Raw genomic sequence first — 14,610 nt, forward strand, 5'->3', positions numbered from 1 at the left:
AGCACGCATGACCGAAAACGCCGAGGGAGGCGCCAGGGGTAGCGCCAACGGCCCGCTCGCCGGCCTGCGCATCCTCGACATGGCCACGGTGCTGGCGGCGCCGCTGGCCAGCACGCTGTGCGCGGATATGGGCGCGGACGTCGTCAAACTCGAACTGCCCGACGGCAGCGACCCGCTGCGCGGCCTCGCTCCCGTCAAGGACGGCCTGCCGCTTTATTGGAAGGTGGCCAACCGCGGCAAGCGCGGCATCTCGCTCGACGTCCGGCAACCCCAGGGCCGCGAACTGTTTCTCAAGCTGCTGCCCGAATTCGACGTGCTGGTGGAGAACTTCCGCACGGGTACGCTGGACCGATGGGGCCTCGACGCCGACACCCTGCGCGCCGCGAACCCGCGCCTGATCATCCTGCGCCTCACGGGCTTCGGCCAGACCGGACCGTATGCGTCGCGCGCCGGCTTCGCGCGCGTGTTTGAAGCCATGAGCGGCTTCACCAACCTGGCCGGCGAGCCGGACGGCCCCCCGCTGCACATGAACTATCCGGCCGGAGACGTGATGGCCGGATTGTTCGGCGCCTTCGCCATCGCCACGGCGGCGGCCGAGCGTCGCCTGGATTCCGCCGCACCTGGCCGCGACATCGACTTGTCCGCGACCGAAGCGCTGTTCCGCCTGCTGGAGCCGCTCGCGGTGGAATACGAACAGCTCGGGCAGATCCGGCAGCGTGCGGGCAACCGGGCCACCTACACCGCGCCGTCGAACATGTATGCCACCGCGGACGGCCACTGGGTGTCGATGGTGGCTTCCTCCAACCCGATCTTCCGGCGTCTTTGCCTGGCGATCGGCAAGCCCGAACTGGCCGATGACCCGCGCTATGCCACCAACCCCGCGCGCGTCCGGCACCTCGAATCGCTGGATGCCGCGATCGGAAGCTGGTTCGCGGCCCACGACTACGACACGGTCGCTGCAGCACTGGAGGCGCAACAGATACCGTTCAGCAAGATCTTCACCATCCAGGACATCGTCAACGACCCGCACTTCCGTGCGCGCGAGGCGATCGTCCGCCTGCCCGACCCCGACCTGGGCTCCGTCCCGGCGCCGTGCCACGTGCCGCGCTTTTCCGGCTACGCGCCCGGCGCGCCACGAACCGGGCCGTCAGTCGGCGAGCATAACGAGGAGATCTATGCCAGGGTCGGCCTGACCCGACAAGACATGGCAACGCTGCGCGCGGATGGCGTTATCTGACATCGTTGCCGCTACAGCTAAAAAATCCCAGTCCCCTCCAATGTGGGGTTCAGCGCACACAACCGTCGTCCGTTAAAGCCCGGCAAGCCGAGCGTTCGAGGCAGGGCTCAAGTTGAGCCTGCCCCGGCCGGCCTCGCGATTTAGCAAAGAGTTTCGAATCGCGCGGGCCGTGACCATTTCCCTGCTGAGTCCCAACGAAAACACGATATCAGCCAATAGGAAACGAACGCCTGGAGAGATACCAATAGATTGCTAAGGGAATGGAATGACGAGTTGTACGAATTGCGGTGTCAGTACGCCAGCCGGCGCCCGCTTCTGCAAATCATGTGGAACACCAGTAAAAGTCCAGGCGGCGCCGGTAGCCGCATTGGGCTGCAGTGGCTGTGGCGCTGAACTGATCGCCGGGGCAAAGTTCTGCAGGAAGTGCGGAACGCGGCCGACGGATGCAAAAGCAGCGCAAGCGGAGGGTGCTTCGCTGCCTGCGGCTACGCCAGCGCCAGAGCGCCTGGCAACTGCCGAGGTAGTACTCGAGCCTGCGCAAGTGGAAGCGATCCCGATTCGCGACATAACACCAGAGGTCGCCCCGCCGGTAGCACTGCCGGCCGAAACTACCGTGGCCCGGGAAGCCGAGCCTGAGCACGTGCCTCGGCGCATCGCTCCCGAGCCCGCCCCGCGACAACCGTCGAATGCATTGATCGCCGCCGGCATCGCCGCCGCAGTCGCTGTTGGCGGAGGAGCCCTGTTCTGGTGGTATGGCGGCAAGCAGCCCAGCACGCCAGTCGATCAGGCGACGCAGGTGCAGGCTTCCCAGCCGACGTTGCCCACTGAAGCCACGGTGGCCACTCAACCGAGCGAACCTGCTCAGCCCATCCAGCCCCCCGAACCCCCGGCGCAGCCGGAGCCAGGCGTACCCGTGGCGTCTGCCCTACCGCCCGCACCAGCACCCGCGACGCAACCACCCCCGATCGCTGCCGCAGTGCCGGCCCTCCCCGCGCCCACAGCCCCGGTCAAACCCGCCAAGCCCGTAGTCCAGCCCGATCCCATGGAAGCAAAGATCGATGAGCTGTTGCGCAAAGCGAAAGTCCACGTCTCCAAAGGGCAGTTTGACAAAGCCATCGCTACGGCCGAAAGCGTCCTGGCAGTCGACGCCGGCAACCGCGCCGCAAGGTCTGTGATCAGCAACGCCAAAGCCAGGCAAATGGAAGCGCTCCGATCCAACACCTCTCTCGAATAACTACCAGCAATACCATGAAACTCCAGAAGACGATTCTTGTGGCGGCCCTTGGCACGCTACTGGCCAGCGGCTGTGCAACCCAGGGTGGCGAAGGCACCGTCGCCAGTGACACGGTCCTGCGCTGCGCGGCGCTCGGCACGGGTGGTGCCATTGTGGGCGCATTGATCGGCGGCACCAAGGGCGCCATTGGCGGTGCAGCTGCCGGCCTGGCTGCATGCTCGGTGATTGAGGTTGCCACGCGGCAGACCAAGACTGCGGCGGAGGTGGATCGCGAGTACAAGGTGAACAATCGCAATCGCCTGCCCCGCACTGCCGAGGTGAATGCGTACAACACCATTGTTACCCCCAGTGGTGCGGTGAAGGCTGGCGAAGCGATCAAGCTGCAATCGACGATCCGCGCCGTGTCTGGCACAAATGAACCGGTTCAGGAGGTGAAGGAGATCCTGACCGTTTACGCGCCGTCCGGGGAGGAGTTCAAGCGTGGCGAGAAGATCGTCAACGCGGCGTCGGGCAGCGGTGAGTATGACAACAGCTTCACGTTGAGGCTGCCGTCCGGCGCGCCGCAGGGCACCTATCGCCTGAAGAGCCAGGTGGTGCTGAATGGCAAGCCTGGCATTAGCCGGGAAAACCACCTGCAGCTGGCGCGGGTGGGAGACACGTTCACCGTTGCCATGCTGGACCACTGAGTCGATCACCGAAGCAACCGCAGAGCCAATAACAATACGGATAAACCAAGTTCATGACAACAAGCGAAAAAGCTGCAGCGGCGCCCTACGCCCTGCTTCGAGCGGCTGAGGCGATTACAAACTGGCGCGCATTGGCGATGTGCGGCATGGCGGGCGTGGCGACGCTGATTGCGGGCATGCTCACCAAGTACACGATTGCCCACAGCGTCTTCCTGGGGCTGGTGTTGGGATTGGTCACGCTGGGGGTGATGCTGGTGGGGTATTCCGCCGTGGGCATCACGCTGATGCGGCAGGCGCAGGGTCATACTATCGGCTTTGTCGATGCGGTGCTGCAGGCTGTGTTCACCGCGCACAGGTTCCTTGGCGTTGGCATCTTGCTGCTGCTGGGCTACCTGGCCGTGCTGCTCGCTGGACTGTTGATCTTCCTGCTGTGCAAGATCCCCGGGCTGGGGCCACTGCTGTACGCGTTCGCGTTTCCGGTGGTAGCGGTGGTCGTTGGCGTGACCTCCGCGGGACTGTGGTACGTGGGCTACCCGCTGGCCGCGCCGGCTATCTGGGAGGGCAACACGGCGGTGCAGACGGTGGCGCGCCTGATGCAGATCAGCCGCCACCGGCTGCTGCAGGTGATCGTGAACATGTTCCTGCTGCTGGTGCTGGTGGCTGTGCTGTCGATCGTGGTCTTTGGCATTCTGGCCTATGGGGCCATGATGGCGACGTCGCTGTCGAGCGCGGTTGGCGCCAGTCCGATGAGCACGCTGATGTCGATGTTCTCTGGCTTCCTGGGTCCGTTTGGTCGCAGCTACGGCGGCGGCTTTGGCCGTGGTGACATGGCAGCCTTGCAGGAAGGCATGGCCTACGCTTCGTCGTTTGGCTTTGGCGCGGGCTTGCTGTTGACAATTGCCTTGGTGATCCCGTTCCTCACCTTTATCAATGGTACTTGCCTGATCTATCTGCAGACCGTCAACGGTATGGACTTCTCGGACTCGGAAGCGATGCTGAAGGAGCGCATGGCACAAGCCAAGCGGCAGGCGGAACAAGCGCGTGATCGCGCCGTGGAGGGCATGCGTGAGACGAAGGCGTCGCCACAAGCCAGGCCCGCGGTGCAGGCTGCGCAAGTGGCTGCGCCTGCAACGGTGGCGTTGGCCTGCGGTAGCTGCCATGCACCCATGGCGGCCGATGACCTGTTCTGTGGCGACTGTGGGGCAAAACGGCCGGCCTGACGGCAAGGCTGCCTGTCAACTGGCAGGCGAGATGGCGAATGCAATGTCCGCCATCTCCCCACCGGAGCAACGCAACTTAGTGACAGAGAGTCCCCGAATCGATGGGCTCTTGACATCCTCCCTTGCGGCCGGCAACTTGCGCAGGCCCCGAACTTCCGTGCCGCTCACGCCATCCCAATGCGCCTGGCGCCTTCCCGGAATAGCGCTTCGCCTTCTGGATCGAAAGGGAAGGTCATCAGAAATTCGGCAAGGCTGTAGCCTGGGGCGATCTTGCGGATCGCAGCGGCCTGGGAACGCGCCTGGTCCAGCGAGTCAGCGAGCGCGAGCGTGCAGGCAGCAATCGCGTGGATGTGCGGAAAGACGTTGGGCCGCGCGGCTGCCTTGACGGCCCAGCCGGCCGCTTCCTCGAACCGCCCGAGACGGACCAGCGCCATCGCTCGGGTGGCGAGCATGCCAAAAAGCATGGGATCGAAAGGACTCAACTGGCGTGAGAGGTCCGAGGAAGCGATGGCAGCCTGCGGGTCGCCGGAAATCGAGCGGACGAATGACAGGTTGTAGTGACCCAACGCGAAGTTCGGGCTGAGATCGATGGACTGCTCAAGTTCGGCGACGGACTCTTCGGGGCGGCCCCGCAGCCAGAGCGCACGACCCATCGCCCAGTGCACCGCAGGGTCGCGGTCGTCGACCATGAGGCCCTGCGCCGCGGCGCCGTAGGCCTTGTCGATTTCCGGCCCGCGCTTCTCCCAATTCTGGAACGCGTCCTGGAAATGCGTGAAGGAGAGTCCGGCGTAGGCGCGCGAGAAGGTTGGGTCGAGCCGCAGCGCAGTCTGGAAGAAATGGCGGGCCCTCTCGTTGTCTTCCCTGCGATACCGGTACATATGCCACAGGCCGCAGTGGTAGGCCTCCCACGCATCGAGGGAACTCGGCGGCTTGAGAATGGCGCGGTTGCGCTCGAGGATCTCGATCTCGCTGGCGATGGAAGCGACGATCCGGTTGCCGACCTCCTCCAGCACGAGGAAAGCATCGTCCAGCTTATGGTGGAAGGTGTCCGCCCAGACGATCCGGGCGCTGCGCGTCTCGGCGAGTTCGACGGTCACCGTGAGGCGCCCGTTGCGCGTGCTCACCGATCCGCCCACGACGTAGTCGACATCCAGGGTCCGGCCTGCTTCTTCCGCGCCGACGTGCCGCTCATGCAGTGTGAACACCGTCCCTTGTGCGATGACAAACAGGCTGCGCAGTTTGGCGAGCCGCGTGATGACATCGTGCGCCAGCGCATCGGCCACGCCGCCGCGGGCCAGGGCCTCGGTGGAAGCATCGACAAACGGCATGACTGCGATGGAGCCGTGCCGGGGAATCGCTGCGGCGACCTTGGAGACCTGGGCGACCTCGGTGACCTCTGCGCGACCTTCGAACTCGACCACCGTCGCTGTCACGGCCGACCGCCAGGCGTTGCGGATCGGCCTGCTATCGAGGCCTTCGGCCTCGAACAGCCTGGCGGTCGTCGCCACATGCTCCTCCCCTTCGCGAATGCGGCCTTGCCGGGCGAGCGCGGCGAGAATGGTCGCGTGGACTTGCTGGTCGAATGGCGCGAGCTCGCGCCACTTGTCCAGATACTCAAACGTCTCTTCGCCGGCAGCGCGCTTCGCCAGATTCTCCAGCAGTGCGGTATGGCAAGCACGAAAGCGCCGGCGTTGCGCGGTGAGCCACGCGCTGAACTCCGGACAGCGGGCAAGTTCCAGACCGTCCAGGAAATCCCCTTCGAACAGCATCGCAATGCTTCTCTGCCGCTCCGGGCTCAGTGCCGTGACGCCTGCCTCGAGCGCATGAGCGATCTCGAGCGCATCGACGAAACCATCGGCGAGGTCGAGCCAGATCGTGTCTCCGCTGGTCTTAAGGCGCTGCCGTTCGCCCGAGTCAACGAGCCTCCTGATCCGGCTGAGGCACCAGCGCAACTCGCCGCGTGGATCGTTGGGCACCTCCCACAGCAATTCGCACAGATGGCTGCGCAAGACCGGGCGTGGCGCAAGCGCCAGATAGGCGAGGAGCGCGCGCACCTTCCTGGACGCCGGCAGCGAGAGGGCAACGCCATGCTGCCGGACGCGAAGCGGCCCAAGCATCTGAATCTGCACCGGAGGGAGGCCGTTTTCAGGCGGCCGATCTGATTCCACGGCAATTCCCACGCTGCCTACCACGCACGCGGCAAAAGATCGGGACCGGGACGACCTGGAACGGACGGAAAAGGAGAAGCAGTCATGGACACCATCGTGCACGTGCGCAGCCGCAGTCATCTGACCATCGCGCTCGCCGCGGGAGCGGTCTTCGCGCTTGGGCTCGGCCTGCGCCAGGCGCAGCCGCTCTTCATCAGCTTACTCAATTCCCATACCGGCGTCGGGTACGCCACGGTCAGCCTTGCCTTTGGCGTCTCACAGCTCATGTGGGGCGTGGCGCAGCCGGTGGCCGGCGCTGTCGCGGACCGCTGGGGACCGCGTCGGGTGATGATCGCAGGCGCGATCCTTTTTTCCGCCGCGATCGCAGCGACGCCGGTCTCGGACAATGCCTTCATGCTCATGCTGCTGATCGGCGTGGCGGGCGCCGCCGGCGCTGGCGCGATCGGCCCGGCAATGCTCATGTCGGCAGCGAATCGCCTGATCCCCGAGGCGAAGCGCGCGGTTGCGAGCGGCATCGTCAATGCGGGCGGCTCGGTCGGCCAGTTCACCATCCTGCCCCTCACCCAGTTGCTGATCGGGACCGCGGGCTGGCAGCAGGCAATGGTGCTCCTCGGCGTGGTGGGACTGGCCGCGGTCCCGGCAATCATGATCGTCACGCGCGCTGCGCCAGCGCCCTCTGTTCCGGGTGTGGCCGGCGGATGCACGATCGGCGTGGCATTGCGCCGGGCGCTGAACGATCCGGGCTTCCTCTTGCTCAACGCCGGCTTCTTCGCCTGCGGATTCCACGTCGCTTTTATCTCGACGCATCTGCCTGGCGTGGTGGCGCTTTGTGGAATGCCCGCCACAGTCAGCGCGTGGTCGCTGGCCATCATCGGGCTGTTCAACATCCTGGGGAGCCTGTCGATCGGCAAGGCCATCCAGACGGTCTCCATGAAACACGCGCTGGCTGCCCTCTACCTGGCGCGGGCGGTGCTGATCCTCGCGTTCTTCCTGGCCCCGAAGACACCGGTGGCCTTCGCCCTGTTCGCCGCCGGACTCGGCTTCACGTATCTCTCGACCGTCCCGCCGACCATCGGCCTGGTCGCAAACCTGCTGGGCGCCCGCTATCTCGCCACGCTCTTCGGCATCGTCATGCTCTCGCACCAGATCGGTGGATTCCTCGGCGCCTGGCTCGGCGGAAAGGCCTTCGAAGCAACCCGAAGCTATGACTGGATGTGGCTGGCAGACATCGCACTTTGTTTGTTTGCCGCCGCCCTTCACTTGCCGATCCGGGAGGTACGCCCCGTACCTGTCGTTGCCAGCCCAATACGCCAACCCACCTGAGGAGACAGCCATGCGTCCATTTCTCTCGACATCCTCGCTCCTGCCGCAGCAGACTCTGGATACTGCTGCCCGAGCGGAGAATACCGTGAATACCGCGCTGCCAACAGGCATGCCCCAGCATGAGCCCTTCTTTCGCGAGGCGGGGGCCGGACCCGGGGTTGTATGCATCCATTCGAATGCGAGCAACTCCGGGCAATGGCGTGCGCTGATGGAACACCTCGCACCGAAGTTCCACGTCCTTGCGCCGGATTCGTATGATTCCGGCAAGGGTCCACACTGGCCCTCGGAGCGGGTCATTTGCCTGCGAGACGAGGCGGCGCTCATCGAGCCGGTGGTCAGGAGGGCTGGCTCATCGCTGGCATTCGTGGGCCACTCATACGGAGCCGCCGTCGCACTCATCGCGGCCCTGGCGAATCCTGAGCGCGTGCGCGCGCTGGCCCTCTACGAGCCAACGCTGTTTGCCCTGCTCGATGCGGAGATGCCCGCGCCGAACGAGGCGGATGGCATCCGCAATACCGTCGCTGGCGCGGGCGCCGCCCTCGATGCAGGGAACCAGGACGCCGCCGCCGAGCGCTTTATCGACTATTGGATGGGAACCGGGGCCTGGAAGCAGACCCCCGAACAACGCAGGCTGCCAATTGCCGCATCGGTGAAGAATGTCCGCAGATGGGCCCATGCGCTGTTCACAGAGCCCACTCGCTTGCAGGCATTCCGTTCATTTGACGTCCCGGTGCTCTACCTGGTGGGCAAGCGCTCGACCCCGTCAGCGCATGGGGTGGCACGGCTGCTTACCGCAGCACTGCCCCGTGTTGAACTGGTGGAATTTGAGAATCTTGGCCACATGGGCCCCGTTACCCATCCTGGCACGGTCAATCAGGTGATCGGGGAATTTCTCGAACGCCACCCATAGCAAGGCGGGAATGCACCCTCCGTTGGGCAGTCCTCACAAAGAAGCTGCCCTTTCAGCCAACGCGCATCCGTTGGATATCCCGCAAGGGAGGAGCACCGAAAAGCCGGGCATATTCCCGGCTGAACTGTGATGCGCTTTCATACCCGACGCGCAGGCTTGCCGTTCCTGCGTCGAGGTTCTGGCTCAGCATCAACTGGCGTGCTTCCTGGAGGCGCAGCTGTTTCTGGTATTGCAGCGGGCTGGTCCCGGTAATCGCGCGAAAGTGCTGGCGGAATGTGGACGGGCTCATGTGTGCATTGGCTGCGAGTTCTTCCACCTGGAACGACTGTGCAAAATTCAGCTTGAGCCACGCCACTGCCCTGGCAATCTGCTCACTTGGCGAGCCAGTGGCCGCGAACTTTCGAAGTAGCGGTCCATAGGCCCCGGCCAGCAGGCGAATGGCGATTTCCTGCTGAATCAATGCAGCGACGTGAGGCATGAGTTCTGGCTCGTCGAGCAGTCGTACGAGCCGGATCAATGCGTCCAGGACAGGCGGCTCAAGCTCACTAACGGAAATTGCGAGATTAGGACTCTCCTTCCGGGGCGCCATCCCTTCCATTTCCGCGGCCAGTTCCATGACGATGCGCGGCTCAAGCGCCAGCATCAGGCCAAGGAACGGCTTGGCCGGCGTAGCGACCGTGACGTTCGACACGACAGGCACGTCGATTGTCGTCAGCAAGGATTGTCCGGCAGCGTAGTTGAACACCTCGTTGCCAAGCATGACCTGCTTGCCACCCTGGGCGACCACCCCTAACCCGAACCCGTAGATGCATGGCATCGGCGCTGCGCTGGCGCTCCTGCGGTGGACTGTCAGGCCCCGAATCCCGGTGAAATAGTCGCCGTCATTTTGGGCAATTCGGCCGATTGCCTCGGCGAGGGTGTCAATGGCCGCAGCCATGCCAGGATGTCCAGTCTTGTCACGCGCATTCATGCTGCTGCTCCGCCCTCCTTTGCTGCAGGAAGTCTAGCACCGGCCCGAAGCCAGGCGGGCGTGACGGGCATGAAATCGTCGGATCGGGCAAAAAGTGGGGCGGAATTGGCAAACAGTTTTCAGACACCCTGCCTCAAACTGGGCCCCGTCGCTACTCTCCACGGGCTTGCCGGATGTCGTCCCTCTTCTCCCCCTACGCATTGAAGGGAGTCACCCTTCGAAATCGCATCGTCGTCTCTCCCATGTGCCAGTACATGGCCGAGGTCGGGCATCTGAGCGACTGGCATCAGAGCCACTACGCTTCGCTGGCGCGCGGCGGCGCCGGACTCGTGATCGTTGAAGCGACCGCCGTGTCACCGGAGGGACGGATTACGCCCGGTGACGTGGGTCTCTGGAGTGATTCGCACATTGCAGGCCTTGCCGAGGTGGCGAAGGCCATCATGGACGCCGGCGCCGTAGCCGGCATCCAGATCGGTCACGCCGGCCGCAAGGCCGGCTGCACGCCCCCTTGGGAAGGCGGTGCCCCACTGGACAGGAACGATCCGCGTGCCTGGCAGCCGGTGGCGCCGAGCGCGCTGCCGTTCATGCCCGCGAACCTGCATATGCCGCGCGAGATGAGCCTGGAGGACATCCGGCGCACGCAACAGCATTTCATGGATGCCGCCGCTCGTGCCCTGCAGGCGGGATTCCAGTGGCTCGAGCTTCATTTTGCCCATGGCTTCCTCGCGCAGAATTTCCTGTCCGCTCTCACCAATGCGCGGGACGACCAGTACGGCGGCTCCCTCGAAAATCGCGCTCGCTTCCTGATCGAGACGGTGGCCGCCGTAAGAGAGGTATGGCCGAAAAGCCTGCCGCTGACGGCACGCCTGGGTGTCGTGGAATTCAACGGTCGGAAAGACGAGACACTCGCGGAGTCCGTTCAGGTCCTGAAATGGCTGAAGGATGCCGGCCTGGATCTCGTCGACGTCGGACTCGCGCTGTCCACTGCGGACGAACAAGTGCCATGGGGACCCAACTTCCTGGTTCCCTACGCGCGACAGATTCGCGCGCAAACCGGACTGCCGGTTGCAACCAGCTGGCAGATCACGAGTGCGTCAGAGGCGGACGCCCTGATTCGCGAGGGGCAGCTCGACCTCGCGCTGTTCGGCCGTACCTTGCTGGCGAATCCGCACTGGCCGTTCCAGGCGGCGCGGGACCTCAAGGTCGAGCAGGCGGCGTCAGTGCTGCCAACGCCGTACGCCTTCTGGTTGCAGAGCTGGGCGGGCTGAGGCCAGGCGATTCACGGCACTCGTACCCTGACCACCACCTACGGAGAACCCATCCCCGATGAGCACGCTCAACGTTAACGGCCGTAAGCACACGATCGATGTCGATCCCGGCACGCCCATCCTCTGGGCGCTGCGCGACTCGCTTGGCATGACCGGCACCAAGTTCGGCTGCGGTGCCGCACTGTGCGGCGCCTGTACCGTGCATCTGGACGGCCAGGCCATCCGCTCGTGCATCACGCCGGTCTCTGCCGCCGAAGGGAAGACCATCGTCACCATCGAAGCTGCCACCGGTGGCAGCGACCGGGTCGGCAGCGCAGTCCATGCGGCCTGGGTCAAGCACGACGTGGCGCAATGCGGTTACTGCCAGAGCGGCCAGATCATGAGCGCCACGGCCTTCCTCAAATCCCTGCCTCGCGGCAAGCAACCCAGCGCTGCCGAGATCGACGCCGCCATGGCGGGCAATATCTGCCGCTGTGGCACCTACCCCCGCATTCGCGCCGCGGTGGCCGATGCCGCCAAAACCCTCGCCTGAAGGATCCACCATGTTGCCCAGTTTCGATCACGGCGAAATGCCGCGCAACCTGCAGCGGCTGCTGGCGCGGAGCCAGCGCGATGAACCCGCCATGCTGCCGCGCCGCAGCTTCCTGAAGCTGGCCGGCTCCGCCGGCCTGGCGCTCGGTGCATTTCCGCATCTGGCCATCACGCAGGCCGCCAGTGCCGGCGGTGCCGCGAGCGCCCTGAAGCCGACGCAGCAGCCATTGGCCTTTGTACAGATCGCTCCCGGCGGCGAGGTCACCGTGACCGTCAACCGGCTGGAGTTCGGCCAGGGCGTGCAGACTGCCTTGCCGATGATCCTGGCCGAGGAGCTCGACGCGGACTGGAGCCTGGTGCGCAGCCGGCACGGCTCGAACGACGCTGCCTACGTCGACCCGCTGTTCGGCATTCATCTCACCGGCGGTTCGCATTCGGTCAAGAACAGCTTCACGCAGTACCGTGAGCTTGGCGCCCGGGCCCGCGCGATGCTGCTGTCGGCGGCGGCGACGCGATGGAAAGTGGACGTGACCACGCTGCGCTCCCGCGCAGGGGTGGTGTTGGGTCCGGGTGGCAGCACGCTGACCTACGGCGAACTGGCCGAGGCCGCCATGGCCCTGCCGGTGCCGGAGAAGGTCACGCTGAAGGACCCGAAGGACTTTCGCATCATCGGCACGCCCACCACGCGCATCGATGCGCGTGCCAAGAGCAGCGGGCGCCAGGACTTCGGCATCGACACACGCCTGCCCGGCCAGCTCACTGCCGTGGTGGCACATCCACCTGTGTTTGGCGCGCGACTGACTACGGTGGACGACAGCGCCGCACGCGCCATCAAGGGTGTCAAGGCAGTGCTGCGCGTGCCGGTTGACCGCGGTGGCGAAGGCGTGGCCGTGGTCGCCGACGGTTTCTGGGCGGCCAGGCAAGGACGCGACGCGCTGAAGCTGCAATGGAACACGGCCGCAGTCGAAAAGGCTGACAGCGAACGGTTGCTGGCCCAGTACCGCGAACTGGCGGCGCGGCCCGGCCGGCGTCAGTTCGACGCGGACATGGCGCCGCTGGCCACCGCGCCGCGCAAGCTGGAAGCGGAATTCGTGTTTCCCTATCTGGCGCATGCGCCAATGGAGCCACTGAACTGCACCGTGCAGTTGTCCGACGGGCGCGCCGACCTGTGGGTAGGGAGCCAGTGCCCCGGCCTGGACGGTGCCGCTGCCGCGCGCGCACTTGGACTCAAGCCCGAGCAGGTGAAGATCCATGTGCAGATGGCGGGCGGCGGCTTTGGCCGGCGCTTCGCGAGCACGAGCGACTACGTGGTCGAGGCCTGCGCGATCGCCAGGGCCGCGCGCGCCGCCGGCATGAAGGCACCGATACGCACGCTGTGGAGCCGCGAGGACGACATCAAGGGTGGGTATTACCGCCCCATGCACCTGCATCGCGCGCGCATCGGCTTCGACGAGCAAGGCAAGGTGCTGGCCTGGGATCATGTCATCGTTGGCCAGTCGATTACCTCGGGCACGGTGTTCGGGGAGTTCCAGGTGAAGAACGGCATCGACGCCACGGCCACGGAGGGCATGCGCGATCCCTACCCGCTACCGATGCGCCTGACCGTGCATCACCCCACGCCCAACGTGCCGGTGCTGTGGTGGCGCAGTGTCGGGTCCACCCACACTGCCTACGTCATGGAGACACTGCTCGACGAGATTGCGCGCGTCACCAGGCAAGACCCGGTGGCTTATCGCATGCGCCTGTTCGGCGACAAGCATCCGCGCCATCGCGCTGCGTTGCAACTGGCGGTGGACAAGAGCGGGTACGGCAAGAAGAAGCTGCCCGCCGGCCGCGCCTGGGGGGTTGCGGTACATGAGTCGTTCGATTCCGTGGTGGCGTATGTCGTGGAGGCCTCGGTGAAGGAAGGCCGCCCGCAACTGCATCGCGTCACCGCCGGCGTGCATTGCAACCTGGTAGTGAATCCCCGCACCGTGGAAGCACAGGTGCAGGGCGCGGCAGTCATGGGGCTGTCCATGTGCCTGGCGGGCTCGGCCATTACGCTGAAGGACGGTGTCATCGAGCAAAGCAACTTTGGCGACTTCACGGTGGCGCGCATGACCGACACCCCCGCGTTCGACGTCCACATCGTGCCCAGCGCCGATCCACCCACGGGCATGGGCGAGCCCGGCCTGCCGCCGTTGGCGCCGGCGTTTGCCAACGCCATTGCGCGTCTCACCGGCAAGCCGCTGCGCCAGCTTCCCTTCAAACTGACCTGATTGTGAATGCCCGCCGACGGCAGGCAGGCATTGCCTGCTGCTGTCGGCGCGTGGCCGTCAGACCTGGGGCATCGATGCGGGATCTTGCTGCCTCGGGTCGATGCCTCGTCCAAACGCATGCAAGGCTGCGACATCCAGTACATGGATCGTGCCGTATTGCATTCGAACCAGGCCAGTTGCCTCAAGTTCATGCAGGGCGCGATTCACGACCTGACGGGACAGGCCACACAGGCGTGCGATCTCCTCCTGTGAAATCCGCAGGACGTCAGACGTAGCCGTGCATAGTGCCGGGTTGAACAGTTCCGCGACGCAAATGGCTACCTGGGCCGTGGTTGTCTGCATGCGGTAACTCTCCACGACCGCTACAAACTGGCCGAGTCGCGCGTTCAACTGGCGCACCAGAAACTGGTTGAAGCTCAGGCTAGTTTCGAACAGCCAGTCAAAGGTCTCTGCTGGCACCAACGCGATCCAGCTGTCGCGCAGCGTGACCACTTCGTAGGGGCGAAGCTCGTGCTTGAGCAGTGCCCCTTCTCCCAGCCATCCGCCAGTAGAAACGCCGATAAACGTGGTTCCCCGCCCATCCGGCGATACGGTATTGACCTTCACCATGCCGTCCAGCACGCCGACCCAATGCAGGGCCGCTGCGCCTTGCTGGCAGACCAGCGACCCCGCGGCGTAGCTCGACACGCGGGTGTCTCGTTCAACGCGCCCCCGCTGCTCTGCAGAGAGGTGTTGCGCCCACGGCGCTTCCAGCAGGCGATCGCGCATGACGGCGTATGAATCCGGCAAGAGTCCCTCGCAAGAA

At 65.1% G+C, this 14,610-nt stretch carries 12 protein-coding genes and 1 pseudogene; 10 read left to right on the forward strand and 3 right to left on the reverse strand.

All coding sequences use genetic code 11. From position 1 onward, the window contains the following. Positions 1 to 7: 7 nt before the first annotated feature. The 5 genes and pseudogenes from ABNX08_RS12165 to ABNX08_RS12185 all read left to right on the forward strand — a co-directional run bounded on the left by ABNX08_RS12165 (position 8) and on the right by ABNX08_RS12185 (position 4,377). The gene (locus ABNX08_RS12165) at positions 8 to 1,237 is read left to right on the forward strand and encodes a CaiB/BaiF CoA-transferase family protein (protein ID WP_022535496.1); all 1,230 of its coding nucleotides are present in this window, start codon (positions 8 to 10) and stop codon (positions 1,235 to 1,237) included. A gap of 265 nt (positions 1,238 to 1,502) precedes the next feature. Beyond that, positions 1,503 to 1,607 (forward strand): annotated as a pseudogene (locus tag ABNX08_RS12170) (zinc-ribbon domain-containing protein); the annotation flags it as partial. Between the two features lie 672 nt (positions 1,608 to 2,279). Then, entirely contained in the window at positions 2,280 to 2,471 is a 192-nt protein-coding gene (locus tag ABNX08_RS12175) for a hypothetical protein (protein ID WP_041681076.1), read from the forward strand. A gap of 14 nt (positions 2,472 to 2,485) precedes the next feature. After that, a complete protein-coding gene (locus ABNX08_RS12180) occupies positions 2,486 to 3,157 on the forward strand; it encodes a hypothetical protein (RefSeq protein WP_022535498.1) in 672 nt (223 codons plus the stop codon). A 53-nt stretch (positions 3,158 to 3,210) separates the two neighbouring features. After that, positions 3,211 to 4,377 carry a hypothetical protein gene (locus ABNX08_RS12185; RefSeq protein WP_022535499.1) on the forward strand — a complete coding sequence of 389 codons (1,167 nt, stop codon included), beginning with the start codon at positions 3,211 to 3,213 and terminating at the stop codon, positions 4,375 to 4,377. A 164-nt stretch (positions 4,378 to 4,541) separates the two neighbouring features. Here the strand turns inward: ABNX08_RS12185 and ABNX08_RS12190 are convergent, their stop codons facing one another. Further along, on the reverse strand, positions 4,542 to 6,494 hold the full coding sequence (locus ABNX08_RS12190) for a transcriptional regulator (RefSeq protein ID WP_349605999.1): 1,953 nt from the start codon (positions 6,492 to 6,494) through the stop codon (positions 4,542 to 4,544). A 135-nt stretch (positions 6,495 to 6,629) separates the two neighbouring features. Between ABNX08_RS12190 and ABNX08_RS12195 the strand changes: the two genes are divergently transcribed. Beyond that, on the forward strand, positions 6,630 to 7,868 hold the full coding sequence (locus ABNX08_RS12195; RefSeq protein ID WP_349605998.1) for an MFS transporter: 1,239 nt from the start codon (positions 6,630 to 6,632) through the stop codon (positions 7,866 to 7,868). A 10-nt stretch (positions 7,869 to 7,878) separates the two neighbouring features. Then, a complete protein-coding gene (locus tag ABNX08_RS12200; RefSeq protein ID WP_349605997.1) occupies positions 7,879 to 8,778 on the forward strand; it encodes an alpha/beta hydrolase in 900 nt (299 codons plus the stop codon). Between the two features lie 52 nt (positions 8,779 to 8,830). On the opposite strand, the gene ABNX08_RS12205 is transcribed toward ABNX08_RS12200, so the two are convergent. After that, the gene (locus ABNX08_RS12205) at positions 8,831 to 9,748 is read right to left on the reverse strand and encodes an AraC family transcriptional regulator (protein WP_022535503.1); all 918 of its coding nucleotides are present in this window, start codon (positions 9,746 to 9,748) and stop codon (positions 8,831 to 8,833) included. Positions 9,749 to 9,921: 173 nt separating this feature from the next. Between ABNX08_RS12205 and ABNX08_RS12210 the strand changes: the two genes are divergently transcribed. The 3 genes from ABNX08_RS12210 to ABNX08_RS12220 are packed head-to-tail and all read left to right on the forward strand — an operon-like array spanning position 9,922 to position 13,805. After that, on the forward strand, positions 9,922 to 11,016 hold the full coding sequence (locus tag ABNX08_RS12210; RefSeq protein WP_022535504.1) for an NADH:flavin oxidoreductase/NADH oxidase: 1,095 nt from the start codon (positions 9,922 to 9,924) through the stop codon (positions 11,014 to 11,016). A gap of 58 nt (positions 11,017 to 11,074) precedes the next feature. Further along, a complete protein-coding gene (locus ABNX08_RS12215) occupies positions 11,075 to 11,548 on the forward strand; it encodes a (2Fe-2S)-binding protein (RefSeq protein WP_022535505.1) in 474 nt (157 codons plus the stop codon). A 10-nt stretch (positions 11,549 to 11,558) separates the two neighbouring features. After that, positions 11,559 to 13,805, forward strand: a complete 2,247-nt coding sequence (locus ABNX08_RS12220; protein WP_022535506.1) for a xanthine dehydrogenase family protein molybdopterin-binding subunit — start codon at positions 11,559 to 11,561, stop codon at positions 13,803 to 13,805. Between the two features lie 57 nt (positions 13,806 to 13,862). On the opposite strand, the gene ABNX08_RS12225 is transcribed toward ABNX08_RS12220, so the two are convergent. Further along, complete coding sequence (locus ABNX08_RS12225; protein ID WP_051369763.1) at positions 13,863 to 14,573, reverse strand: Crp/Fnr family transcriptional regulator; 711 nt, start codon at positions 14,571 to 14,573, stop codon at positions 13,863 to 13,865. Between the last annotated feature and the right edge of the window lie 37 nt (positions 14,574 to 14,610).

The sequence above is a fragment of the Cupriavidus sp. DF5525 genome (assembly GCF_040149425.2).
GTDB classification, from domain to species: Bacteria; Pseudomonadota; Gammaproteobacteria; order Burkholderiales; family Burkholderiaceae; genus Cupriavidus; species Cupriavidus pickettii_A.